The following is a 22,939-nucleotide window of genomic DNA, read 5'->3' on the forward strand; positions in this document are numbered from 1 at the left end:
GACGCGGCCCACAAGTCCGCTCTGGCGCTGGCCTCGCGGATTAGGCTCGACCACGATGATCGAGAGCACTTGGGGCGCACGCCCGGTCGACTACGAGGTCCAGAAGGTCCGCCTGTCCCGCGACCTGTCGCGCGGCGCGGTCCGCCAGCTGCTCAGCGAGCGCTGCGAGCACGGCGGGTGGGAGCTCACCCGCCTGCGCCGCTACCGCGACGGCACCCGCGACGTGTGGGTCCGGCGCAAGATCATCCGCGCGCGCCTGACCGTCTGATCCTTCGACCGCCTCTGGGTGACCTCGGCCTCCCGGCTCTCGCCGAGCGGTAGGTTGCCGCGGGATCTGGGTCAAGAAAGTCGCGGCAACCTACCTCTCGGCGGAGCTCGAGGGTCACGATCGCGTCTCGTCCGTTGCCCGTGAGCCCCGCGAGGCGGATCGTCGGGTCATGGGTCGAGGTCGCCGGACGTCCGCAGGTGCGGTGGTGCTCGCGGGGCTCGCCCTCGTCCTGACCGCCTGCGGCACGCCGGCGTCTCCCGCCGCGCCGACAGCCACCCCCACATCCAGGCCGTACGCGGGCCCGCTCTGGGTCGCACCCGACCCCGCTCTCCACCTCGAGGACGACCCCGGAGCGGCCGGGCGTGTCGTGACCTGCGACCAGCCGGTCCTGGGCGGCAGCGTGGCGGAACCGTTCTCGATCGGGGGCGAGGTGCGCGAGTCGCCCGACGCGGCGTTGCGGGAGGCCCGCGACGAGGGCCAGTGGAGCGGCTACGACGACGACGGCATGCGCGAGGTGCGCCGCGAACCGGACCGCGCCCTCTACACCTACGAGTCGGGCGGCCGTGTCCTCCAGGCGGTCGTCGTCCGGCACGGGCGCGTCCTGCCCGGACGTGGCGCGGGTGCCGACGGCATCGCGTGGTGGGTCGAGTCCTCGGCCCGGTGCGACGTCGTGGAGTACCGCGACGGCCTCGCCGAGTCGTACGGCTCCGAGGTGTGGACGGACGCCGCCGGTCACCGGATCAGCAGCCAGGTCGTCACGTCCTCGACCAGCGACGGCGACTGCCTCGCCGACGGCACGCGGGTCCTCTACCTCGGGAACGGTGACGAGGGCCGCCGGGCGTACCTCCGGAACACGGCGGACTACCCGAAGAACGTGGGCGAGCCCTTCCAGGCCGACGTGCCGCTGCCGGCGGACGCGGTCGACAGCGGCTACCGCCACGGCGAGGAGCGGCTGTGGTTCGCGCCCGACCGCCGCCGGGCCTACGTCGGCGGACCGGACCGCGTCGAGCTGTGGCCGCTGGAGACGGAGGTGCTCGGCTGCGCCTAGGGCGTGGTCGGTGGGTGCCGCAGCGCGTTCGGCCCGCCGGACACGTCGTCGAGCGCCGACGCGATCTCCGGCGGCAGGGTCAGGTCCTCGGTGGCGAGGGCCGGGGCCAGCTGGCCCGCGGTCCGGGCGCCGAGCAGGGGAGCGGTCACGCCGGGAGCGTCGCGGACCCAGAGCAGCGCCACCTGCAGCGGCGTCAGGTCCAGGCCCTCGGCGGCACGGACGACCGCCTCGACGACGCCGCGGCTGCGCGGCTCGAGGTAGGGCTCGACGAACCACGCGAAGTGCTCCGTCGCCGCCCGCGACCCGCGCGGCACGCCGACCCGGTACTGCCCGGTGAGCACCCCGCGCCCCAGCGGCGACCAGGGGAAGCAGCCCATCCCGAACGCGCGCAGCGCCGGCAGCACCTCCACCTCGGCCCGCCGGGCCAGCAGGGAGTACTCGACCTGCGCGCTGACCAGCGTCGTGCGGGCCGGGTCCGCGCGCTGCCAGGTCGCGGCCTGCGCGGTCTGCCAGCCGACGAAGTTGGAGACGCCGGCGTAGCGGACGCGCCCGCTCGTGACCGCCTGGTCGACCGCGCTCAGCGACTCCTCCAGCGGCGCGTCGCCCCAGGCGTGCACCTGCCACAGGTCGAGGTGGTCGGTGCCGAGCCGGCGCAGCGACGCGTCGAGGTCGCGCAGCAGCGCCCGCCGGGAGGTGTCGACGACCCGCTCCCCACGGCGTACGACGAAGCCCGCCTTGCTCGCCAGGACCACCTCGTCGCGGCTGGTGACCTCGTCGACGAGCCGCCCGAGGAGGCGTTCCGCGTCCCCGGCCCCGTACGCGGCGGCGGTGTCGATGAGCGTGCCGCCGGCCTCGACGAACGTCTCGAGCAGGCCGCGCGCGGCGTCCTCCCCGGTGTCGCGGCCCCAGGTCAGCGTGCCGAGCCCGAGCCGGGACACCACCAGCCCGCTGTCACCGACCCGTCGCTGCTCCACGACGGGAGACCCTAGTGGGGCGGGGCGCCCGTACCGTCGGGGTGTGCGGCTCGCTCTCAACCTCGGCTACCTGACCGGACGACCCGACCCCGGCGAGGTGCTGGCGCTGGCCCGGCACGCCGAGCAGCTCGGGTTCGCCTCGGTGTGGGCGGCGGAGGCGTACGGGTCCGACAGCCCCAGCGTGCTGGCCTGGCTGGCCGGGCAGACCACGACGATCGGCCTCGGCTCGGCCGTCATGCAGGTCCCCGGCCGCACCCCGGCCATGACCGCGATGACCGCGGCGACGATCGACCTGCTGAGCGGCGGCCGCTTCCGCCTCGGGCTCGGCGTGTCCGGGCCGCAGGTGTCGGAGGGCTGGCACGGGGTGCGGTTCGACGCCCCGCTCGCCCGCACCCGGGCGTACGTCGAGGTCGTGCGTGCCGCGCTGGCCCGCGAGACCGTCCGGCACGCGGGGCCGCACTTCGAGCTGCCGCTGCCCGACGGGCCGGGCAAGGCCCTGCGGCTGTCGTTCCAGCCGGTGCGCGACCACGTGCCGCTCTACCTCGCCGCCGTCGGGCCCAGGAACGTCGCGCTGGCCGGCGAGGTGGCCGACGGCTGGCTCGCCGTCTTCGTCGACCCGTCGTCGGCCGCCGAGCAGCTGGACCAGGTGCGGCTCGGCCGTGCCCGGGCCGGGCTCGACCTCGACGGGTTCGACGTCGTCGCCACCGTGCCGCTGTCGGTCGGGCCCGACCCGGACGCCTGCGCCGAGCCGGTCCGGGCGTACGCCGCGCTCTACGTCGGCGGGATGGGCAGCCGGGAGCAGAACTTCTACTTCTCGCTGGCGGTGCGGATGGGCTTCGGCGACGAGGCCGCGCAGGTCCAGGACCTCTACCTGGCCGGACGGGCGCGCGACGCGGCCTCCGCGGTGCCGTACGCGCTCCTCGAACGGACCTCGCTCCTCGGCGACCGCGACCGGGTCGCCGCCGGGCTGGCCCGGCTCGGCGACGCGGGCGTCACGACCTGCGCGGTGGTGCCCCACGGACGCACCCTGGACGAGCGCCTCACCGCGCTGACCACGGCCGCCGAGGCGCTGGAGCTGGTCGGGCCCTAGGAGTCCGCCGAACAGCCATGTCCCGGCACGTCCTCGCTCGGAACAGCATCGTCCAGCGCCCTCCTGGAGACTGGTCGCGTGACGATCCACAGCGACCACCCCTTCGCCACGCCCGCCGGGGACCGCGACCCGCTGCGACGCCTCCGCGGGCGCACGACGTCGCCGGTGAGCCTGTGGACGGCCGGGGTGGGCCGGGAGCGCGCGGGCTGGACCGTGTCGTCCTTCCTCCTCGCCGACGGCGACCCGGGCGAGGTCGTCGGCGTCCTCGACGAGGACAGCGCCTTGGCGGAGCTGCTGCTCGGGACCGACGAGCCGACGTTCGTCGTCAGCCTGCTCGGCTGGCCGCACCGCGGGCTGGCCGACGCCTTCGCCGGGCTGGCGCCCGCGCCGGGCGGCGTCTTCCGGCTGGGCACCTGGACCGACTCCGCCTGGGGGCCGGTCCTGGAGGGTTCCGCCGGCTGGCTCGGGGCCCGGCTGCGGCCGGAGCCCGTCGAGCACGCGGGCTGGGGCTTGCTCGTGCGCGCCACCGTCGAGCACGTGGAGCTGCCCGAACCGCCCGCCGAGGGCCTGCTCGTCCACGTCCACGGCCGCTACCGGGCGTCGGAGGCGTGAGGGGCGACGACCTAGCCTGAGCCGGTGACCACCGTCCTGCTGATCCGCCACGGGCGCACGTCCGCCAACACCGCCGGCATCCTCGCCGGCCGCTCCGAGGGCGTGCAGCTCGACGAGGTCGGGCACCAGCAGGTCGCCGCGCTCGGCGAGCGGATCGGGCGCGTCCCGTTCGTGGCGCTCGTCAGCTCGCCGCTGGAACGGTGCCGCCAGACGGGCGAGGCCCTGCTCGGCGCCCGCGAGGACGACCTCGCGCTGACCGTCGAGGACGGCCTCACCGAGTGCGGCTACGGCGAGTGGACCGGCAAGGCCCTGCGCGACCTGGCCAAGGAGGACCTCTGGAAGACGGTGCAGACGCACCCCTCCCACGTCCGCTTCCCCGGCGGTGAGTCGCTCTCGGAGATGTCGGCGCGGGCCGTCCAGGCCGTACGCCGCTGGGACGCGGCGGTCGCCGCCGAGCACGGCGACCACGCCGTCTGGGCCCTGGTCTCCCACGGTGACCCGATCAAGGCGATCCTGGCCGATGCGCTCGGGCTGCACCTCGACCAGTTCCAGCGGATCATGGTCGACCCCGCCTCGCTGTCGATCGTCCGCTACACCGCCACCCGCCCGTACGTCGTCACGACGAACTCGACGAACGCCGACCTCGCCGCCCTCCTCAGCCCGCCCCCGAAGGACGTCTCGCGCAGCGAGGACGCCGCGGTGGGCGGAGGGCTGGGGGCTGCCGGCGAGGACGCGCCCCCGGCCGACGGAGCCCCCGTCGGAGGACCCGCACCCGCGACCGTCGCGCAGGACTGATCATCGCCGCACCCGTCCGTGCGCTGACCTAGGCTGGGGCGCATGGCGATTCTCGTGCACCGCTACGACGCGCCGGACCGATTCGTGGCCGGGACCGTCGGCCAGCCGGGCGAGCGGACCTTCTTCCTCCAGGCCCGCCAAGGCAACCGCATCACCAGCGTGGCTTGCGAGAAGCAGCAGGTCTCCGTGCTGGCCGAGCACCTCGACCGCGTCCTCGACGAGGTCGTCCGACGCGGCGTGGCCGGCTCCGGCACCTCGGTCGGCACCGGCCGGGCCAAGGACGTCGATCCGCTCGACGCGCCGATCTCGGAGGAGTTCCGGGTCGGCACGATGACCATCGCGTGGGACCCGAGCATCGACCGGATCGTCATCGAGCTGTTCTCCAACGTCGACCGCGACGAGGCCGAGGAGGCCGAGGAGACGCCGGTCGAGCCGGAGCCGACGGGGACGACCGCCGACCTCGACGACGACATCGAGGCCGACGAGGTCTTCGTCGTCAAGATCACCGCGTCGTACGCCCGCGAGTTCGTGACCCGCGCCCAGGCGCTCGTCGCGGCCGGGCGCCCGCCCTGCCCCTTCTGCCTGCAGCCGATCGAGCCGACGGGGCACATCTGCCCGCGGGCCAACGGGTACCGACGGGCCCTGTTCTCCTGACCGCTCCCGCCCCGACCCCGGCCCTGCTCCCGGTGGACGCCCAGTGCCTGGACGCCCTCGGCGCGAGCGGCGTCGTCGCGTGAACGCCGCCGTGCCCGCCGAGGGCGCTCCGCACCGCGCGCTGACGCTGCCGCTGCGCAGCGGCCGCTACGAGCGCGACGAGCTCGAGGTGACCGGCCGGCTGCTCTCGGCGTCGAACGCCACGTTCCTCACGCGGCTGCGCGCCGACGGGCTCGACGTGGAGTGCGTCTACAAGCCGACGCAGGGCGAGCGGCCGCTGTGGGACTTCCCGGTCGACACCCTCGGCCGGCGCGAGGTCGCCGCGTACGAGGTCTCGCACGCGGCCGGGTTCGACTGCGTGCCCGTCACGGTGTTCGTGGAGGGCCCGCTCGGCCCGGGCTCGCTGCAGGCGTGGGTCGACTCCGAGGAGGACGCCGTCTCCCGGCTCGTCGACCTCGTGCCGAGCCGCAAGGTTCCCAAGACCGGGTGGTTCCGCTGCGTCGAGGGACTCGACGCCGACGATTCCGCCGTCTCCGTCATCCACGCCGACGACCCGGCGCTGCGGCGCCTCGCCGTGTTCGACGTGCTGGTCAACAACGCCGACCGCAAGGGCGGGCACATCCTCTCCAGCGAGGGGCACCTGTTCGGCATCGACCACGGCGTGACCTTCAACGTCGACCCCAAGCTGCGCACGCTGCTGTGGGGCTGGGCCGGCACCGAGCTCACCGAGACCGAGCGCGAGCTCGTCCGGCGCGCCCGCGACGAGGCGCCGGCCGTGCTCGTCGGGCTCCTCGACGACGAGGAGGTCGACGTCTTCACGCGCCGTGCCGAGCGCCTGCTCGACCGCGGCCACCTGCCCCGGCCGCCGCGGGGGCAGTGGCCGTCGATCCCGTGGCCGCCCTTCTGAATTGTTTGGTCGCTCTGGACGGGGTTCGCTGTCGCAACCCCGCCCACAGCTCCGGCCGTCGTGGTCACCCCCAGGCGGTCACCTCTCGCTGCTGACCTTCGGCTGCTCGACTCTCGGTGGTCACCGCTCGTCGGCGCACGGGTTCGTCCTCGCTCGCCGTTAGGGTGCTGCGGTGCAGGCCTGGCGTTCCCGAACCGTTCCCGAGATCCCGGCGACGGGGGAGCGGCGACCGATCCGCGCGTACGACTCCAAGGCCCAGGAGGTCGTCGAGGTCGGGCCGGCCGACGGGACGGCGCGGATGTACGTCTGCGGGATCACGCCGTACGACGCCACGCACCTCGGGCACGCGAACACCTACGTGGCCTTCGACCTGCTCAACCGCGCCTGGCGCGACAGCGGGCTGCTGGTGAACTACGTGCAGAACGTCACCGACGTTGACGACCCGCTGATCGAGCGGGCCGACCGCGACGGCGTCGACTGGCGGGACCTGGCGCAGGAGCAGATCGCGCTGTTCCGGGAGGACATGGAGGCGCTGAACGTCCTCGCCCCCGCCAGCTACATCGGCGCGGTCGAGGCGATCTCGATGATCGTCGAGCTCATCGCGCGCCACCAGCGCGAGGGGCTCGTCTACGCCGTCGAGGACCCGACCGACCCCGAGCACCCCGACCTCTACTTCGAGCAGGCGTCCGACCCGACGTTCCTGTCGCTGTCGCACCTGAGCCCGGCGGAGGCCCGTCCCGTGTTCGCCGAGCGGGGCGGCGACCCCGACCGGCCGGGCAAGCGCGACCCGCTGGACGCGCTGGTGTGGCGCCTCGAGCGTCCGGGCGAGCCCGCCTGGGACTCGCCCTTCGGCCGTGGCCGCCCGGGCTGGCACGTCGAGTGCACGGCCATCGCGCTCGACCGGCTCGGCCCGGCCTTCGACGTGCAGGCCGGCGGCAGCGACCTCGTCTTCCCGCACCACGAGATGTCCGCTGTCGAGGCGCAGGTGACCACCGACGAGGTGTTCGCCCGGGCGTACCTGCACAGCGGCATGGTCGGCCTCGACGGCGAGAAGATGAGCAAGTCGCGCGGCAACCTCGTGTTCGTCTCGGCGCTGCGCCGCCAGGGCGTCGACCCGATGGCGATCCGGCTCGCGCTGCTGGCGCACCACTACCGCTCGGACTGGATGTACTCCGACGCCGACCTCGCCGCGGCGCAGGACCGGCTGGCCGGCTGGCGCGAGGCCGTCCGCCTCGACAGCGGCCTCAACGCCGACGGCGTGGTGGCCGAGGTCCGCGCGGCCCTGGCCGACGACCTCGACGCCCCGCGCGCCCTGGCCGCGGTGGACGCGTGGGCCGACGCCTCGCTCGACGTCGACTCCGACGACGCCGAGGCACCCGCCCTCGTCGCGCGGGCCGTCGACGCGCTCCTCGGCGTCGTCCTCTAGCCACCCCGGCCGCGGTCGTCGCGCAACTTCTCGCCCTCTGACCGCCGCTGCGGTGGTCGGATGGCGAAAAGTTCCCGAACACCTCGTACGCTGATGGTTGACGAGTTGATTCAGCTCGCGCGTGTTCCGGGGTCGGTGCAAGTCCGAACCGGCGGTGACAGTCCGCGACCCGTACGCAGCCAGCGCACGGTTGATGTGGTGAAACTCCACGACCGACGGTGAAAGTCCGGATGGGAGGGGCACGCCGCAGCCTGGTCGCGCGTGGGCACGGACGCCTGCACGCGAGCAGTGGTCTGCGCACCCCCGGACGCCTGCGGGCGTACGGAGCGGAGCACTGAGATGGACCTTCTGAACCGGCTGCTGGAAGCCAAGCTCGACTGGGGACCCGGCATCTACTGGCGCGAGATCGTCGGCAACGTCTTCGGCCTGGCGAGCGCGCTGCTCGGCATGCGCCGGCGCGTGTCGGCCTGGCCGGTGGGCATCGTCGGCAACGTCCTGCTGTTCACCGTCTTCGTCGGCGGTGCGCTGGGCGGACCGTTCGACGAGGCGGGCAAGGTCGACCTGTGGGGCCAGGCCGGCCGCCAGGTCTTCTTCGTCGTCGTGAGCGTGTACGGCTGGGTGCGCTGGGCGCAGTTCCGCCGCGAGGGCGGGGCCGGGGGCGCCGGCGTCCAGGTCCGTTGGGCGGGGATGCGCGGGCGCCTCGAGCTGCTGGCCGGCGCGGTCGTGCTCTGGGTGGTCTTCTTCTTCGTGCTCGGTGCGCTCGGGTCGTGGAACCCGGCCGCCGACGCGTGGATCCTCACCGGCTCGATCCTCGCCACGTACGGCATGGCGCGCGGGTTCGTCGAGTTCTGGCTCGTCTGGATCGCGGTCGACGTCGTGGGCGTGCCGCTGCTGCTGACCGCCGGCTACTACCCGAGCGCGATCATGTACGTCGTCTACGGCGCCTTCTGCGTGTGGGGCTTCGTCGCCTGGCTCCGCCTCGAGCGTTCCGGTCGCCGCGCCGCCGAGCACGGCGCGGCCGACCCGGTCATCGAGACCGTCGGCTGACTCTCGGCGGCGGTCGGCCACCCCGGTCGCGGCTAGGGTGGCCGACCGTGACCAGCACGACCCCTGACCCCAAGACCTTCGAGTCGCTGTTCGCCGAGCTCAAGGCCAAGGCCGACGCGCGCGAGCCCGGCTCGTCGACCGTGGCCCGGCTCGAGGGCGGCGTGCACGCGATCGGCAAGAAGGTCGTCGAGGAGGCGGCCGAGGTCTGGATGGCGGCCGAGCACGAGTCCCGCGTCGACGCCGCCATGGAGATCAGCCAGCTGCTCTACCACCTGCAGGTCATGATGATCGCGCTCGACCTGTCGCTCGAGGACGTCTACGCGCACCTCTAAGGAGCGCTGGACGGGCTGAGAAGGACCAGGTCGGACGACCGGGCCCACCTAGGATGACCGCCGTGACGAGCCAGGGCAGCGACAGGGCCGGCGTCGAGGGCGGTCGCCGCCTGATCCGCGTCGCGGTGCCCAACAAGGGTGCGCTGGCCGACGCCGCCGCGGACATGCTGCGCGAGGCCGGCTACCGCCAGCGCACCGACAGCAAGGAGCTCGTCCTCCTCGACGAGGAGAACGGCGTCGAGTTCTTCTACCTCCGCCCGCGCGACATCGCCGTCTACGTCGGCGAGGGCACGCTCGACGTCGGCATCACGGGCCGCGACATGCTGCTCGACTCCGGCGCGCCGGTCACGGAGGTGCTGCCCCTCGGCTTCGGGCGCAGCCGGTTCCGGTTCGCCGCCCCCGCCGGGACGGGGTACGCGGTGACCGCGCTCGACGGGCTGCGCGTCGCGACGTCGTACCCCGGGCTGGTGAAGGCCCACCTCGCCGAGCACGGCGTCACCGCCCGCCTCATCACCCTGGACGGCGCGGTGGAGACCGCCATCCGGCTCGGCGTCGCCGACGTGATCGCCGACGTGGTCGAGACCGGCACGACCCTGCGCCAGGCCGGGCTCGAGCTGTTCGGCGACCCGCTGCTGGTCAGCGAGGCCGTCCTCGTGCGCCGCCGCGACGCCGCCGTGCCCGACGGGTTCGAGCAGCTCGAGCGCCGCCTCAACGGCGTCCTGATCGCCCAGAACTACGTGATGATGGACTACGACGTCGCCGACGAGGTCCTGGCCGACGCGTGCGCCGTCACGCCCGGCTTCGAGGGCCCGACGGTGTCGCCGCTGGCCCGCGACGGGTGGAAGGCGGTCCGCGTCATGGTGCTGCGCCGGGAGGCCCAGCGCGTCATGGACGACCTGTGGGACGTCGGCGCCCGCGCCATCCTCGTCACCGACATCGCCGCCTGCCGGCTCTGAGCGCCGTGCCCGCCGCTCCCGGGTCAGCCTCGACGCCGGCCCCGCAGGGCACCCAGCCCGTCGTCTTCACGCCCCGGCGGCTGCGCGTGGTGGCCGTCGCGATCGCGGCGGCGCTCGTGGCGCTGACGTTCTACGGCTGGTTCGCCCTGCCGCGCGAGATCCGTGTGCTCTTCACGCCGTCCCAGCTGCTGACGCTCCTCGGCGTGCTGGGGGTGCTGGTCCTCGTCATCGTGGGGGTCGCCGCCAGCTCCGTGCGGGCCGACGCCGACGGCCTCCGCGTCCGCAACGGGCTGCGGGTGCACTGGGTGCCCTGGGACCGCGTGCACCGGGTGATGCTGCGTCCGGGGGACCCCTGGGCCTTCGCGCTGCTGCGCCCCGAGGGCGAGGTCGGCGCCGACTTCGTCCCCGACCTCGACACCCAGAAGCGTCACCTCGTCGGCATCCAGGCTCACGACGGGGCGTACGCCCAACAGGCCGTTGCCGAGCTGCGCCGACGGCACGCCGTCGCCAGGGGCAAGGGCACCGGCGGAAGCGCCGTCGGCGGGGCTACTGGATCCCGCGGGACTTGAGCAGGGCCTCGATCTCGGCCATGTCGTCGTCCTCGGCCGGTGCCGCCGTGCCCCGGCCCGGCTTCGCGGCCGCCTTGGCCGTCGTGCGCCCCGCCGGCTGACGCGCCGGCGCCACCCCGGTGCCGACCGCCCGGCCCTGCTCACGGCTCTCGACGGCGGCCGCCTTGGTCCGCCGGCGGGTGCGGCGGGCGAGGACGCCGCCGACGACCCAGAGCACGACGCACAGCGCGAGGAGCCCGAAGCCGATCCAGGCGCCCAGGTCGAAGACGTTGCCGGTGGCCCAGCGCACGACGGCGACGACGGCGTCCCACACCAGGCGCAGGAGCCCGGTGAGGTAGAGGGCCACGGGAGCCAGGGCGAGCGCCAGGCCCTGCAGCGCGCGGGCGCGGCGGCCGCGGACGAAGGCGACCACCGTCACGACCACCCCGACCAGGGCCAGGGCGATGCAGAGGGGCAGGAGGGCTTCGTCCGCGGCGGGCATGCGTCCACCCTGCCACCGCCCGGGCGGTCCGGCATCGGGGAGAGCACGGGCCCGACCCCGAGCCGCGCGTACGGTGGCCGGCATGCCCGAGCCCGGTCACGCCCCACACGAGCGCACGCTGGCGCCCTCGCCCTTCCCGGGCGACGACGGCCTCGCCGACCCCGCCGCGCGGCGCGCGCTGGCCGCGGCGGTGCGGGAGCCGGGCACCACGTCGTACCTGCGGGCGGTCGCGGCCCTCTGCACGACCCGGGTCCTGGTGCCGGTCGTCGCCACCGCCACGCGCACGGCCACCACGAGCACGGGTCTGTCCTCCGACAAGGAGGCCGACATGTCCGTGGTCATGCTGCAGGCGGCCGACGGCCGGCGCGCGCTCCTGGGCTTCACCGGGCTGGACGCGCTGACCACCTGGAACGCCGAGGCCCGTCCCGTGCCCGTGACCATCGACCTGGCCGCGCGGACGGCGCGCGCCGAGGGGGTCGACGCGGTGCTGGTCGACGTCGCCGGACCGCACCCGCTGGCCATCGACGGCCAGGTGCTCGACGCGCTCGCCGCCGGCCACCGCCTGGTCGAGGTGGCCGAGGGGGAGTTCGGGTGGGCCGTGCCCGCGGAGGGCGAGGAGCCGGGCCCGCGGTCCTGACCCCTGTCGGGCCGGGCAGGACGCGGGACCAGCCGCGGGAACAAGAGCACCCCGGGTGGGCGTTGAACCTCTGTCGGGCGAGCGCCCGGGGCGTGCTTCGGTCGTCCCGACGGTGATAACATCTTTCTCGACCGGTCTGGCGCACGCGCCGGACCCGCAAGCGGAGACCTGATCTCCCACCCGTACGACCCCTCCGAGCCCGCTCGGGGCGCCGGTGGTCGGGTCGGTCCATCGCCGCCGGCGCACGCGCCGGCGGTCGTGGTGCTCAGGGTCTTCGCACGCGGTGCGAGGACCCTTTCTCGTTCCCGGGTGCGGGTCCTCGCGGGCCCGCGCGGTCGAGCGGACGAATCACACGCAGCGCCTGGCAGCACGAGCACCACAACCACCTGGAGGACATATCAGCACCGAACCGCGAATCAACGACCGCATTCGCGTCCCCGAGGTCCGCCTCGTCGGACCCGCGGGGGAGCAGGTCGGGATCGTCAAGATCGAGACCGCCCTGCAGCTGGCCCACGACTCCGAGCTCGACCTGGTCGAGGTCGCGCCGATGGCCCGCCCGCCGGTCGCCAAGCTCATGGACTACGGCAAGTTCAAGTACGAGAACGCGCAGAAGGCGCGGGACAGCCGCCGTAACCAGACGAACACGATCATCAAGGAGATGAAGCTCCGCCCGAAGATCGACAGCCACGACTACGAGACCAAGAAGGGTCACGTCGTGCGGTTCCTCAAGGGTGGCGACAAGGTCAAGATCACGATCATGTTCCGTGGTCGTGAGCAGTCGCGTCCGGAGCTGGGCTTCAACCTGCTCAAGAAGCTGTCCGCCGACGTCGACGAGTTCGGCTTCGTCGAGTCGTCGCCGAAGCAGGACGGCCGAAACATGATCATGGTCCTGGGTCCGCACAAGAAGAAGACCGAGGCCAAGGTCGACGCCGCGGTCGAGCGCGAGCGCCGCATGGCCAACCGTCAGGCGGACCTCGACGCCGAGGCGGCCGCCGCCGCCGAGCAGCGGGCCGCGCACGCCGCGCAGGTCGCCGCCCTGGCCGAGCCGAAGCAGCGTCGCCGTGGTCCGGCGGACAACATGGACCCCGACATCGACCTCTGAGGTCCAGCACTAGGCGGCCCGGTCGGAGACCGACCGGGCCGCACGAACGAGCACGACCCGCCGGGGCAGCCCCCGGCGGGACATGAGAAGGCCCGCCGAGAGGCGGGTGTGGGACAGAAGTGGAGCGGCACATGCCGAAGATGAAGACGCACTCCGGTGCGAAGAAGCGGTTCCGGTTCACCGGCACCGGCAAGGTCATGCACCGCAAGGCCGGCAAGATGCACCTCAACGAGCACAAGCCGACCTCGCAGACCCGCCGGCTGACCGGCGACGCCGTCCTCGAGCCCGGCGACGCGGCCAAGGTCCGTCGCATGCTCGGCAAGCGCGGCTGAGCGACCTCCTCCACCACCTCCCTCCCGTCGGGCGCTGACCAGCGCGTCCGGCCCCAGACCAGTAAGGAACACCGATGGCACGCGTCAAGCGCGCAGTCAACGCGCAGAAGAAGCGTCGTGAGGTCCTCGAGCAGGCGTCCGGCTACCGCGGGCAGCGCTCGCGGCTGTACCGCAAGGCGAAGGAGCAGGTCACCCACTCCCTCGTCTACGCCTACCGCGATCGCCGCGCCCGCAAGGGCGACTTCCGCAAGCTGTGGATCCAGCGGATCAACGCCGCTGCCCGCGCGGAGGGCATGACCTACAACCGCTTCATCGCCGGTCTGAAGACCGCCGGCGTCGAGGTCGACCGCAAGATCCTCGCCGAGCTGGCCGTCTCCGACGCGCCGGCCTTCGCCGCGCTCGTCGCGGTGGCCAAGGCCGCGGCTCCGGCCGAGGCCGACGCCGCCACCAGCGCGGCCTGAGGTCGTCCTGCACCGGGACACTCCCAGGGATCGTCCGGGGCCCGGTCGTCTCACGCGCCGCAAGGAGCGTGAGGCGGCCGGGCTCTTCCTCGCCGAGGGCCCCCAGTCCGTGCGGGAGGCGCTGCGCGCGGGCGTCGTGACAGATCTCTACGTCGACCCGGCCGCGCGCGACCGGCTCGGCGAGCTCGAGGCCCTCGCGGCGGAGGCCGGTCTGCGGACGCAGCCCCTGACCGGTCGCGACCTGGCCGCGCTCACCGACACCGTCACGCCGCAGGGTGTCGTCGCCGTCTGCCGTCGCGTCGACGTGCCGCTGGACCAGGCCGTACGCCCCGGGTCCGGGCTCGTCGTCTGCTGCGCCCAGGTGCGCGACCCCGGCAACGCCGGGACCGTGGTGCGCTGCGCGGACGCGTTCGGGGCCGACGGCGTGGTGCTCAGCACCGGATCGGTGGAGCTCACGAACCCCAAGACCGTGCGCGCCAGCGTCGGGAGCCTGTTCCACCTGCCCGTCAGCGTCGGCGCGGAGCTGTCCGCGGTCGTCGCCGCGGCCCACGAGGCCGGGTTGCAGGTGCTGGCCGCCGACGGCAGCGGTGACGCCGACCTGGCCGAGCTGTCCGCGGGCGGCGAGCTGGAGCGGCCCACCCTGTGGGTGTTCGGGAACGAGGCGTGGGGCATGCCCGCCGCCGACCGCGCCCTGGCCGACCGGGTCGTCCGCGTGCCGCTCTACGGGGCGGCCGAGAGCCTGAACCTCGCCACCGCCGCGGCGGTCTGCCTCTGGACCTCGGCGACGGCGCAGCGCAGGGCCGGCACGAGTCCGGGCTGAGGCTCGCTTCACGCCGGCTTCCCGGGGTAAGGCATGACGCTCGAGGGGTCGACGGCGTCCTTTCCTGCAGATCATCCTGACGGGAAGGACCCACCCCATGACAGAGCACACTCTCGGCGCGCGCCTCGGTGCCGAGGCCCTCGGAACCTTCGGTCTCGTGTTCGGCGGTTGCGGCAGCGCGGTGCTGGCCGCGAAGTTCCTCACCGACGACGGCGTGCAGCTGGGCATCGGCTTCGTCGGTGTCGCGCTGGCGTTCGGGTTGACGGTGCTGACCGGGGCGTACGCGTTCGGCCACGTGTCGGGTGGCCACTTCAACCCGGCCGTGACGATCGGGCTGGCCGTGGCCAAGCGCTTCGAGTGGAAGGGCGTGCTGCCCTACATCGTCACCCAGATCGTCGCGGGCACCGTTGCGGCGCTGGTGCTGTACATCATCGCCAGCGGCAAGGCGGGGTTCAGCGCGAGCGAGAGCGGGTTCGCGTCGAACGGTTACGGGGCGCATTCCCCGGGTGGGTACGGGTTGGGGGCGGCGTTGCTGACCGAGATCGTGATGACGGCGGCGTTCTTGTACGTGATCTTGGGGGCGACCGACGACCGGGCGCCGAAGGGGTTCGCGCCGATCGCGATCGGGTTGGCGTTGACGTTGATCCACCTGATCTCGATCCCGGTGACGAACACGTCGGTGAACCCGGCACGTTCGATCGCGGTGGCGTGGTTCGCGGGTGGTGCGGCGTTGTCGCAGCTGTGGTTGTTCATCGTCGCCCCGATCATCGGTGCGGTCATCGCCGGCGCCAGCTACGCCACCATCACCGGGCTGCGCACCGACAAGGTCGACGTCGGCGTCGCCAACAACCCGGGCCGCCGGGGCTCCTCTGTCCCGAGCCCCACCCGGTAGCGCACGGGGGCGGCGAGGGGTGACGGCGACGGTCCGGCACGCCCCGCCGCGGAACGCGATGGCGGCGTCGCGTCGGCCTTCCTAGACTGGCGGGGTTTGCGACACGCAGCGGCGGCGTCCGTGCCGCCCTCGAGAGCAGCCCCTGAAGGAGTCGAGCACCCATGTCGGGCCCGAACAAGAACTACGACCCGGTCCAGGTGACCCCGTTGAACGCCGACGAGGTGGAGGCGATGGTGCAGGCCGCCACGGCCGCCTTCGCCGAGGCGACCAGCACGGCCGAGCTGAAGGCCGCGCGGCTCGCGCACGCGGGCGAGCGGTCGCCCATCGCGCTGGCCAACCGGGAGATCGGGGCCCTGCCGCCGCAGGCCCGCAAGGACGCCGGCGCCCGCGTCGGCCGGGCCCGGGGCGCCATCAACGCCGCGCTCAAGGCCCGCGAGGCCGAGGTCGTGGCCGCCGAGCTCGAGCGCACGCTGCGCGAGGAGCGGGTCGACGTCACGCTGCCCGTCGCGCTCGGCCCGGTCGGCGCCGTGCACCCCATCACCGGCCTCATGCACCTCGTCGAGGACGTCTTCGTCGCCATGGGGTGGGAGGTCGCCGAGGGTCCCGAGCTCGAGGCGGAGTGGCTGAACTTCGACGCGCTCAACTTCGTCCCCGACCACCCGGCGCGGACCCTGCAGGACACCCTCTTCGTCGGGCCCGAGGGCAGCAACCGCGTGCTGCGCACCCACACCTCCCCGGTGCAGGCGCGCACGATGCTGACGCGCGAGCCCCCGATCTACGTGATCTGCCCGGGCAAGGTCTACCGCGCCGACGAGTACGACGCGACGCACACCCCCGTCTTCCACCAGATCGAGGGCCTCGTCGTCGACCGCGGCATCACGCTGGCCCACCTGCGGGGCACGCTCGACCACTTTGCCAAGGCGATGTTCGGCGACACGCGCACCCGCATGCGCCCCAACTACTTCCCCTTCACCGAGCCGTCGGCCGAGGTCGACCTGCTCTGCTTCGTCTGCCACGGCGACTCGGTCGGCAACCCGGACCGGCCGTGCAAGACGTGCCGCAGCGAGGGCTGGATCGAGTGGGGCGGCTGCGGGGTGGTGAACCCGCGGGTCCTCGCCGCCTGCGGCGTCGACCCCGAGGAGTACTCCGGCTTCGCCTTCGGCATGGGCGTCGAGCGGACCCTGATGTTCCGGAACAACGCGGAGGACATGCGCGACATGGTCGAGGGCGACGTGCGGTTCAGCCGCTCTCTCGTGGGAACGGCGCGATGAAGGCCCCGGTCAGCTGGCTGCGCGACGTCGCCGCCCTGCCCGCCGACCTGACCGGCCGGCAGCTGTCGGACGCCCTGGTGCGAGCCGGCCTGGAGGTCGAGACGGTCGAGGAGGCCGGCGCGGACGTCCAGGGCCCGGTCGTCGTCGGGCGCGTCCTCGACTTCACCCCCGAGGAGCACAGCAACGGCAAGACGATCCGCTGGTGCTCGGTCGACGTCGGGGAGGAGCAGCCCCGCGGCATCGTCTGCGGCGCCCCGAACTTCGCCGTCGGCGACCTGGTCGTCGTCGCGCTGCCCGGCGCCCGCCTGCCCGGCGACTTCGAGATCGCCGCACGCCGGACGTACGGGCACGTGTCGGACGGCATGATCTGCTCCGCCCGCGAGCTCGGGCTGGGTGACGACCACTCCGGGATCATGGTGCTGACCGCGGCGGCCGGCGAGGCCGAGCCGGTGCCGGGCCAGGACGCCCGGCCGGTCCTGCGGCTCGACGACGAGGTCCTCGACATCGCCGTCACGCCCGACCGCGGCTACTGCCTCTCCATCCGGGGTCTGGGCCGCGAGGCGGCGCAGGCGACCGGGACCAGGTTCACCGACCCGGTCGACCGGCCCGTCCCGGCGCCGGTCGCCGAGGGCTACCCGGTGGCGATCGAATCCGACGCGTGCTCCGTCTTCACCGCGCTGACCGTCACCGGCCTGGATCCGTCGCGTCCCAGCCCGCGCTGGCTGACGCGCCGGCTGCAGCTGGCCGGGATGCGGCCCATCTCGCTGGTCGTCGACGTCGCCAACCACGTGATGCTCGAGACCGGCCAGCCGCTGCACACGTACGACGCCTCGGCCCTGGCCGGAACCGTCGTGGCCCGGCAGGCGCGGCGCGGGGAGAAGCTGCGGACCCTCGACGACACGGCCCGCGCCCTCGACGAGTCCGACCTCGTCATCGCCGACGACTCCGGGCCCATCGGGCTCGCCGGCGTCATGGGCGGCGCGGCCAGCGAGGTCACCTCCGCGACCACCTCGGTGGTCATCGAGGCGGCCGCCTTCGACGCGCTCACGCTCGCCCGGACGTCGCGTCGCCACAAGCTGTCGTCGGAGGCGTCGCGGCGCTACGAGCGCGGCGTCGACCCGGCCGCCGGGTACGCCGCCGCCCACCGGGCCGCCGCCCTGCTGGTCGAGCTCGCGGGCGGCAGCCTCGAGACGGGGGAGACCGTCGTCGGCACCGTCCCGGTGCCGCCGGTCACCCGCCTCGACGCGTCCCTGCCCGAGCGCATCCTCGGCACGCCCGTCGACCGGGCGCAGGTCGAGGAGCTGCTCGCCGCGGTGGGCGTCGAGGTCCGTCCGGGGCCCGAGGAGCCCGGCGCGCCCGACGGCGTGCTGAGCGTGCGGCCGCCCACGTGGCGGCCGGACCTGCGGGACCCGTACGACTACGTCGAGGAGGTCGGCCGCCTCGTCGGGTTCGAGACGATCACCCCCGTCGTCCCGCTCGCCCCGCCCGGGCGCGGCCTCACGCGCTCGCAGCGCGACCGGCGGGCCGTCACCGCGCGCCTGGCCGCCGTCGGAGCGGTGGAGGTGCTGACCTTCCCGTTCGGCTCCGTCGCCGAGCTCGACCGGCTCGGCGTGCCGGCCGACGACCGGCGCCGCTCGCTGAACACGCTGCTCAACCCGCTCTCCGACACGCAGCCGTCGCTCCGGACGACGCTGCTGCCGGGGCTGTTCAGCGCCGTCACGCGGAACACGAGCCGCGGGCTCGACGACCTGGCCCTGTTCGAGACCGGCGCGGTGTTCTTCGCCCCCGACGAGCCCCTCGTCGCGCCCCGGCCGCCGGTCGACCGGCGGCCGGACGAGGCCGACCTGGCCCGGATGGACGACGCGCTCGGCGACCAGCCGCGCATGCTCGCGGTCGTCCTCACCGGCGACTGGGTGCGCGCGGGCTGGCAGGGGCCCGCGCGGCCGGCGTCCTGGACCCAAGCCGTGGCCCTGGCCGAGGAGGCCGCCGCGGCGGTCGGGACCGCCCTCGACCGGCGTCCGGTCGAGCACGCCCCGTGGCACCCGGGCCGGTGCGCCGAGCTGCGCCTGGCGCAGACCGACGTGGTCGTCGGGCACGCCGGCGAGCTGCACCCGCAGGTCTGCGCGGCCTTCGGCCTGCCGCCGCGCACGAGCGCGCTCGAGCTCGAGCTCGACGTCCTCGTGGCCGCCGCACCCGACCGCGGAGACATCGCACCGCTGTCGTCGTACCCGGTGGCCAAGGAGGACGTGGCCCTCGTCGTCGACGAGTCCGTCGCCGCCGAGGACGTCGCCGACGCCCTGCGCCGCGGAGCGGGCCCGCTGCTGGAGTCGGTCGAGCTGTTCGACGTCTTCCGCGGTGCCCAGACCGGGGAGGGGAAGAAGTCGCTGGCCTACGCCCTGCGCTTCCGCGCGGAGGGCCGGACCCTCACCGCAGCCGAGGTGAACGAGGCCCGCGACGCCGCCGTCGCGGCGACCGCGGAGCTCGGCGCGGTCCAGCGCACGGAGTAGAGCCGGCAAGCTCTGGGAGGGTCACTCACGGTTCGGCGTGCCCAGCAGGACGCTCCCTGAGCTCGTCGAAGGGCCTCGAAGAGGTCGGCGTCCTTTCCGGAGACGGAGCGACGCCGACCCGTTCCGGGCCCTTCGGCTGGCTCAGGGAGCGTCGCTCCGGCTCAGGCTGCGACGGCGGCGGCCGGCTGGCCCACGACCAGCTCGACCGGGCCGCGGATGACGGTGCCGCTGCGGCGGCGGAGCCGTCCTCCGCGCTCGAGGCGCGGGAACCGCTCGGCCAGCCGCTGCACGGCGGTCACCGCCTCGAGCCGGGCGAGCGGGGCGCCCAGGCAGTAGTGCGCGCCCGCGGAGAAGGCCAGGTGCTCCGCGCCGCCGACCCGGGTCAGGTCGAAGCGGTCGGGGTCGTCGAACGCCGCCGGGTCGCGACCGGCGCCCGCGAGGTACAGCAGGACCTTCGAGCCCCCGGGCACGGTGGTGCCGGCGAGCTCGACGTCGACCGAGGCGACGCGCAGGGTGCGCTGGACGGGCGGGTCCCAGCGCAGCGTCTCCTCGACGGCCGCGGCGGCCAGCCCGGGGTCGTCGGCGACGGCTCGCCACTGGTCGGGGTGGTCGAGCAGCGCGAGCACGGTGTTGCCGACGAGGTTGACCGTGGTCTCGAACCCGGCCAGCAGGAGGAGCATCACGAGGGGGTGGAGCTCGTCGGGCCGCAGCTGGTCGCCCTCGGCGGCGAGCAGCCGGCTGACCACGTCGTCGCCGGGCTCGCGCCGGCGCAGGTCGAACAGGTCGGTCAGCACACCCCCGAGCCGCCGGTTCGCGGCGACGAGGCGGGCCACGTGCGCGAGCGACTGCGGACCGGCCAGGGCGCTGCCGATCGTGGCGCCGTACCGGGCGAAGTCCGCGGTGCTCGCGTCGGGGACCCCGAGCAGGTCGGTGATGACCGCGATGGGCAGCGGGGCCGCGAGGCCGGCGACGAGGTCGAACGGTCCGTCCGCCGGCAGGGCGTCGAGCAGCCCGTCCACGACGGCCGTGATCCGCTCGTCGTAGCCGGCCAGGGCGCGTGGCGAGAAGGCGGGCGACGCGAGGCGGCGCAACCGCGTGTGGTCGGGGGGATCGAGCTCGAGCAGCGACATCTGGCCGTCGCCGCGCGGCCCGTCCTTGGCCTGCACGCCGAAGCGCCGGTCGCGCAGGACCTCGCGGCAGACCTGGTGGCTGGCCGTCTGGAAGCCCATGGTGGCGCTCGGCACGACCTCGCCGGCGGCGCGCACCTCGGCGTAGAGCGCGTACGGGTCTCGGCGCCCCTCGGCGCGGTTGAGCCGGGCGAAGGGGTCGCGCTCCCGCACCGCGTGCCACGCGACGACGGACCGCGTCACCACGAGCTGCTGGAGCAGCCCGACGACCGGGTTCATGCTCGGTCCACCTCGACCTCCCGGACGGTGACGACGGAGGCGGCTCGCCTCTCGGCCATCGTCCTCCCCGTGTCCAGCCACCGGCTGGACCGGCTTCGCATGCTTTTGTCTTGCATGGCATAGTCATGCACATGGTCCTGAAGGTCGCGGTCGCCGGGGCGACCGGCTACGCGGGGGGCGAGCTGCTGCGGCTGCTCCTGTCCCACCCGCACGTCGAGGTCGGCGCGCTCACCGGGTCGAGCAGCGTCGGCGCCCGTCTCGGCGAGGTGTCACCCCACCTGACCCCGCTCGCCGACCGCGTGGTCGAGGCGACGACCCCCGACGTGCTGGCCGGCCACGACGTCGTGTTCCTGGCGCTCCCGCACGGCGCCTCCGCGGCCGTGGCGGAGGCGCTCGGGCCCGACGTCCTCGTCGTCGACTGCGGCGCGGACTTCCGTCTCGTCGACCCGGCGGCCTGGGAGCAGTTCTACGGCTCACCGCACGCCGGCACGTGGCCGTACGGGCTCCCGGAGCTGCCCGGCCAGCGCGACGTCCTGAAGGGGACGACCCGGGTGGCCGTGCCCGGGTGCTACCCGACCACGGCGACGCTCGCCCTCTTCCCGGCGGTGCGCGGCGGCCTGGTCGACGGCCACGACGTGGTCGTCGTCGCCGCCAGCGGACCGTCCGGGGCGGGCAAGTCGCTCAAGCCGCACCTGCTCGGGGCCGAGCTGATGGGCTCGGCCAGCGCGTACGGCGTCGGCGGCGTGCACCGCCACACCCCCGAGATCGTGCAGAACCTGCGGGCGGCCGGCGCCACCGCCGCGCCCACGTTGTCCTTCACGCCGGTCCTGGTGCCGATGTCGCGGGGGATCCTGGCGACCTGCACCGCGCCGCTCGCCGACCCCGACGTGACACCCGAGGCGGCGTACGCCGTCTACGCCGAGCAGCTCGTCGACGAACCGTTCGTCCAGCTGCTGGCGCAGGGCCAGTGGCCCCAGACCCAGTCCGTGCTCGGGTCCAACGTCGTCCAGCTCCAGGTCACCGTGGACCGCGCGGCGGGCCGGCTCGTCGCCGTCGCCGCGCTGGACAACCTCACCAAGGGCACCGCAGGAGGCGCCGTGCAGTGCATGAACCTGGCCCTCGGGCTTCCCGAGACCACCGGGCTCCCGCTCGTGGGGGTGGCGCCGTGAGCGTCACCGGAGCGGCCGGCTTCGTCGCCGCCGGCGTCACGGCCGGCCTCAAGTCGAGCGGGCGGCCCGACCTCGCCCTCGTGGTCAACACCGGGCCCGACCAGGTCGCGGCCGCCGTCTTCACCACCAACCGCGTCAAGGCCGCGCCCGTGCTCTGGTCCCAGCAGGCGGTCCGCGACGGCCGGCTGCACGCGGTCGTCCTCAACTCCGGCGGGGCCAACGCCTGCACCGGGCCCGAGGGGTTCGCGGACACGCACCGCACGGCCGAGCACGTGGCCGCCGCGCTGGGCGGGCGCGACGGCGTCGAGGTCGGCGCGGGCGACGTGGCGGTCTGCTCGACCGGACTCATCGGCACGCGTCTCCCGATGGACCTGCTCACCGCCGGGGTCACCGACGCGGCGGCGGCGCTGTCGGAGGAGGGGGGTGCGGCGGCGGCCGGCGCGATCATGACCACCGACACCGTGCCCAAGACCGCGCGCTACGTCGACGAGGGCTGGTCGGTCGGCGGCATGGCCAAGGGAGCCGGCATGCTCGCGCCCGGCCTCGCCACGATGCTCGTGGTGATCACCACCGACGCGGTGCTCGACGCCGAGGCCGCCGACGCCCACCTGCGCAAGGCGTGCGCGACGTCCTTCGAGCGGGTCGACAGCGACGGCTGCATGTCGACCAACGACACCGTCGTGCTGATGAGCAGCGGTGCGTCGGGGTTCCGCCCCACGCCGCACGACTTCCAGGCCGCGCTGGACGAGACCTGCCACGACCTGGCGATGCAGCTGCTGCGTGACGCCGAGGGCGCGAGCCACGACATCGCGATCGAGGTGCAGCACGCCGCCAGCGAGGCCGACGCCCTCGAGGTGGCGCGCTCGGTCGCCCGCAACAACCTGTTCAAGTGCGCGGTCTTCGGCGGCGACCCGAACTGGGGCCGCGTGCTCGCGGCGATCGGCACCACCGCCGCCGACTTCGAGCCCGACCGGATCGACGTCGCCTTCAACGGCGTCGAGGTCTGCCGCGACGGGGCCATCGGGGAGGACCGGTCGCTGGTCGACCTGTCCGGCCGCGACGTGCGCGTCGTGGTCAACCTGCGCAACGGCCGCCACGGCGCGACGATCTGGACCAACGACCTGACGTACGACTACGTCAAGGAGAACGCGGAGTACTCGACATGATCATCACCATCCAGACG

The 22,939-nt window shown here is 74.2% G+C and carries 25 protein-coding genes and 1 riboswitch; of the genes, 22 read left to right on the forward strand and 3 right to left on the reverse strand.

The window, feature by feature from the left end; genetic code table 11:
• Window positions 1-55: 55 nt before the first annotated feature.
• Both BMY04_RS07555 and BMY04_RS07560 read left to right on the forward strand, forming a co-directional pair.
• Window positions 56-268 (forward strand): DUF5703 family protein, encoded by a 213-nt coding sequence (locus BMY04_RS07555; protein ID WP_091178467.1) that lies wholly within the window; start codon window positions 56-58, stop codon window positions 266-268.
• Window positions 269-437: 169 nt separating this feature from the next.
• Window positions 438-1,316, forward strand: a complete 879-nt coding sequence (locus BMY04_RS07560) for a hypothetical protein (RefSeq protein ID WP_139209785.1) — start codon at window positions 438-440, stop codon at window positions 1,314-1,316.
• Here BMY04_RS07560 and BMY04_RS07565 read toward each other — a convergent pair.
• Window positions 1,313-2,290, reverse strand: coding sequence for an aldo/keto reductase (locus BMY04_RS07565; RefSeq protein WP_091178469.1), 978 nt, complete (start codon window positions 2,288-2,290; stop codon window positions 1,313-1,315). The genes BMY04_RS07560 and BMY04_RS07565 overlap by 4 nt on opposite strands.
• Before the next feature lie 43 nt (window positions 2,291-2,333).
• Between BMY04_RS07565 and BMY04_RS07570 the strand changes: the two genes are divergently transcribed.
• The 10 genes from BMY04_RS07570 to BMY04_RS07615 all read left to right on the forward strand — a co-directional run bounded on the left by BMY04_RS07570 (window position 2,334) and on the right by BMY04_RS07615 (window position 10,678).
• The gene (locus tag BMY04_RS07570) at window positions 2,334-3,380 is read left to right on the forward strand and encodes an LLM class F420-dependent oxidoreductase (RefSeq protein WP_091178470.1); all 1,047 of its coding nucleotides are present in this window, start codon (window positions 2,334-2,336) and stop codon (window positions 3,378-3,380) included.
• A gap of 78 nt (window positions 3,381-3,458) precedes the next feature.
• Entirely contained in the window at window positions 3,459-3,992 is a 534-nt protein-coding gene (locus tag BMY04_RS07575; RefSeq protein ID WP_091178471.1) for a flavin reductase family protein, read from the forward strand.
• A 24-nt stretch (window positions 3,993-4,016) separates the two neighbouring features.
• A complete protein-coding gene (locus BMY04_RS07580) occupies window positions 4,017-4,787 on the forward strand; it encodes a histidine phosphatase family protein (RefSeq protein ID WP_091178472.1) in 771 nt (256 codons plus the stop codon).
• Window positions 4,788-4,829: 42 nt separating this feature from the next.
• Window positions 4,830-5,441: a DUF3090 domain-containing protein gene (locus BMY04_RS07585; RefSeq protein ID WP_091178473.1), complete on the forward strand. Its 612-nt coding sequence runs from the start codon at window positions 4,830-4,832 to the stop codon at window positions 5,439-5,441.
• A gap of 79 nt (window positions 5,442-5,520) precedes the next feature.
• Window positions 5,521-6,348 carry an SCO1664 family protein gene (locus tag BMY04_RS07590; RefSeq protein ID WP_232506168.1) on the forward strand — a complete coding sequence of 276 codons (828 nt, stop codon included), beginning with the start codon at window positions 5,521-5,523 and terminating at the stop codon, window positions 6,346-6,348.
• A 172-nt stretch (window positions 6,349-6,520) separates the two neighbouring features.
• Window positions 6,521-7,774 (forward strand): cysteine--1-D-myo-inosityl 2-amino-2-deoxy-alpha-D-glucopyranoside ligase, encoded by a 1,254-nt coding sequence (gene mshC, locus BMY04_RS07595; RefSeq protein ID WP_091178474.1) that lies wholly within the window; start codon window positions 6,521-6,523, stop codon window positions 7,772-7,774.
• Between the two features lie 118 nt (window positions 7,775-7,892).
• Window positions 7,893-8,020: riboswitch (FMN riboswitch) on the forward strand.
• A 93-nt stretch (window positions 8,021-8,113) separates the two neighbouring features.
• Complete coding sequence (gene pnuC / locus BMY04_RS07600; RefSeq protein WP_091178475.1) at window positions 8,114-8,821, forward strand: nicotinamide riboside transporter PnuC; 708 nt, start codon at window positions 8,114-8,116, stop codon at window positions 8,819-8,821.
• Between the two features lie 47 nt (window positions 8,822-8,868).
• Window positions 8,869-9,153: a phosphoribosyl-ATP diphosphatase gene (locus BMY04_RS07605; RefSeq protein ID WP_091178476.1), complete on the forward strand. Its 285-nt coding sequence runs from the start codon at window positions 8,869-8,871 to the stop codon at window positions 9,151-9,153.
• A 110-nt stretch (window positions 9,154-9,263) separates the two neighbouring features.
• The gene (gene hisG, locus BMY04_RS07610; RefSeq protein ID WP_269766207.1) at window positions 9,264-10,109 is read left to right on the forward strand and encodes an ATP phosphoribosyltransferase; all 846 of its coding nucleotides are present in this window, start codon (window positions 9,264-9,266) and stop codon (window positions 10,107-10,109) included.
• Between the two features lie 5 nt (window positions 10,110-10,114).
• Window positions 10,115-10,678 carry a PH domain-containing protein gene (locus BMY04_RS07615; protein ID WP_091178478.1) on the forward strand — a complete coding sequence of 188 codons (564 nt, stop codon included), beginning with the start codon at window positions 10,115-10,117 and terminating at the stop codon, window positions 10,676-10,678.
• On the opposite strand, the gene BMY04_RS07620 is transcribed toward BMY04_RS07615, so the two are convergent.
• Complete coding sequence (locus BMY04_RS07620) at window positions 10,656-11,159, reverse strand: hypothetical protein (protein WP_091178479.1); 504 nt, start codon at window positions 11,157-11,159, stop codon at window positions 10,656-10,658. The genes BMY04_RS07615 and BMY04_RS07620 overlap by 23 nt on opposite strands.
• Before the next feature lie 82 nt (window positions 11,160-11,241).
• Here BMY04_RS07620 and BMY04_RS07625 point away from each other — a divergent pair, with 82 nt between their 5' ends.
• From BMY04_RS07625 to pheT, 8 genes are all read left to right on the forward strand, one after another.
• Window positions 11,242-11,796, forward strand: a complete 555-nt coding sequence (locus BMY04_RS07625; protein ID WP_170854037.1) for an SseB family protein — start codon at window positions 11,242-11,244, stop codon at window positions 11,794-11,796.
• A 283-nt stretch (window positions 11,797-12,079) separates the two neighbouring features.
• A complete protein-coding gene (infC, locus tag BMY04_RS07630) occupies window positions 12,080-12,898 on the forward strand; it encodes a translation initiation factor IF-3 (protein ID WP_332452312.1) in 819 nt (272 codons plus the stop codon).
• 131 nt (window positions 12,899-13,029) lie between these two features.
• Window positions 13,030-13,230 carry a 50S ribosomal protein L35 gene (gene rpmI / locus BMY04_RS07635; protein WP_091178481.1) on the forward strand — a complete coding sequence of 67 codons (201 nt, stop codon included), beginning with the start codon at window positions 13,030-13,032 and terminating at the stop codon, window positions 13,228-13,230.
• Window positions 13,231-13,304: 74 nt separating this feature from the next.
• Window positions 13,305-13,691: a 50S ribosomal protein L20 gene (rplT, locus tag BMY04_RS07640; RefSeq protein ID WP_091178482.1), complete on the forward strand. Its 387-nt coding sequence runs from the start codon at window positions 13,305-13,307 to the stop codon at window positions 13,689-13,691.
• A 7-nt stretch (window positions 13,692-13,698) separates the two neighbouring features.
• Window positions 13,699-14,511, forward strand: a complete 813-nt coding sequence (locus BMY04_RS07645; protein WP_091178483.1) for a TrmH family RNA methyltransferase — start codon at window positions 13,699-13,701, stop codon at window positions 14,509-14,511.
• 97 nt (window positions 14,512-14,608) lie between these two features.
• Window positions 14,609-15,403: an aquaporin Z gene (gene aqpZ, locus BMY04_RS07650; RefSeq protein WP_091178484.1), complete on the forward strand. Its 795-nt coding sequence runs from the start codon at window positions 14,609-14,611 to the stop codon at window positions 15,401-15,403.
• Between the two features lie 161 nt (window positions 15,404-15,564).
• Window positions 15,565-16,674, forward strand: coding sequence for a phenylalanine--tRNA ligase subunit alpha (pheS, locus tag BMY04_RS07655; protein WP_091178485.1), 1,110 nt, complete (start codon window positions 15,565-15,567; stop codon window positions 16,672-16,674).
• Entirely contained in the window at window positions 16,671-19,181 is a 2,511-nt protein-coding gene (gene pheT, locus BMY04_RS07660) for a phenylalanine--tRNA ligase subunit beta (protein ID WP_091178486.1), read from the forward strand. Before pheS ends, pheT begins: the two co-directional genes overlap by 4 nt.
• 161 nt (window positions 19,182-19,342) lie before the next feature.
• Here pheT and BMY04_RS07665 read toward each other — a convergent pair whose 3' ends face one another.
• Entirely contained in the window at window positions 19,343-20,587 is a 1,245-nt protein-coding gene (locus tag BMY04_RS07665) for a cytochrome P450 (RefSeq protein ID WP_091178487.1), read from the reverse strand.
• Between the two features lie 131 nt (window positions 20,588-20,718).
• On the opposite strand from BMY04_RS07665, the gene argC reads away from it, so the two are divergent.
• Both argC and argJ read left to right on the forward strand, forming a co-directional pair.
• Window positions 20,719-21,756, forward strand: coding sequence for an N-acetyl-gamma-glutamyl-phosphate reductase (gene argC, locus BMY04_RS07670; RefSeq protein ID WP_091178602.1), 1,038 nt, complete (start codon window positions 20,719-20,721; stop codon window positions 21,754-21,756).
• A complete protein-coding gene (gene argJ, locus BMY04_RS07675; RefSeq protein WP_091178488.1) occupies window positions 21,753-22,922 on the forward strand; it encodes a bifunctional glutamate N-acetyltransferase/amino-acid acetyltransferase ArgJ in 1,170 nt (389 codons plus the stop codon). Before argC ends, argJ begins: the two co-directional genes overlap by 4 nt.
• Window positions 22,923-22,939 lie beyond the last annotated feature (17 nt).

The sequence above is a fragment of the Microlunatus flavus genome, from assembly GCF_900110855.1.
GTDB lineage: Bacteria > Actinomycetota > Actinomycetes > Propionibacteriales > Propionibacteriaceae > Microlunatus > Microlunatus flavus.

Excerpts from the sequence above, each read along its gene's own strand:
- BMY04_RS07555 (WP_091178467.1), top strand. The coding sequence starts at position 56 with ATGATCGAGAGCACTTGGGGCGCACGCCCGGTCGACTACGAGGTCCAG.
- BMY04_RS07560 (WP_139209785.1), top strand. The coding sequence starts at position 438 with ATGGGTCGAGGTCGCCGGACGTCCGCAGGTGCGGTGGTGCTCGCGGGG.
- BMY04_RS07585 (WP_091178473.1), top strand. The coding sequence starts at position 4,830 with ATGGCGATTCTCGTGCACCGCTACGACGCGCCGGACCGATTCGTGGCC.
- pnuC (WP_091178475.1), top strand. The coding sequence starts at position 8,114 with ATGGACCTTCTGAACCGGCTGCTGGAAGCCAAGCTCGACTGGGGACCC.
- BMY04_RS07620 (WP_091178479.1), bottom strand. The coding sequence starts at position 11,159 with ATGCCCGCCGCGGACGAAGCCCTCCTGCCCCTCTGCATCGCCCTGGCC.
- BMY04_RS07625 (WP_170854037.1), top strand. The coding sequence starts at position 11,242 with ATGCCCGAGCCCGGTCACGCCCCACACGAGCGCACGCTGGCGCCCTCG.
- rpmI (WP_091178481.1), top strand. The coding sequence starts at position 13,030 with ATGCCGAAGATGAAGACGCACTCCGGTGCGAAGAAGCGGTTCCGGTTC.
- rplT (WP_091178482.1), top strand. The coding sequence starts at position 13,305 with ATGGCACGCGTCAAGCGCGCAGTCAACGCGCAGAAGAAGCGTCGTGAG.
- aqpZ (WP_091178484.1), top strand. The coding sequence starts at position 14,609 with ATGACAGAGCACACTCTCGGCGCGCGCCTCGGTGCCGAGGCCCTCGGA.
- pheS (WP_091178485.1), top strand. The coding sequence starts at position 15,565 with ATGTCGGGCCCGAACAAGAACTACGACCCGGTCCAGGTGACCCCGTTG.
- pheT (WP_091178486.1), top strand. The coding sequence starts at position 16,671 with ATGAAGGCCCCGGTCAGCTGGCTGCGCGACGTCGCCGCCCTGCCCGCC.
- BMY04_RS07665 (WP_091178487.1), bottom strand. The coding sequence starts at position 20,587 with ATGAACCCGGTCGTCGGGCTGCTCCAGCAGCTCGTGGTGACGCGGTCC.
- argC (WP_091178602.1), top strand. The coding sequence starts at position 20,719 with ATGGTCCTGAAGGTCGCGGTCGCCGGGGCGACCGGCTACGCGGGGGGC.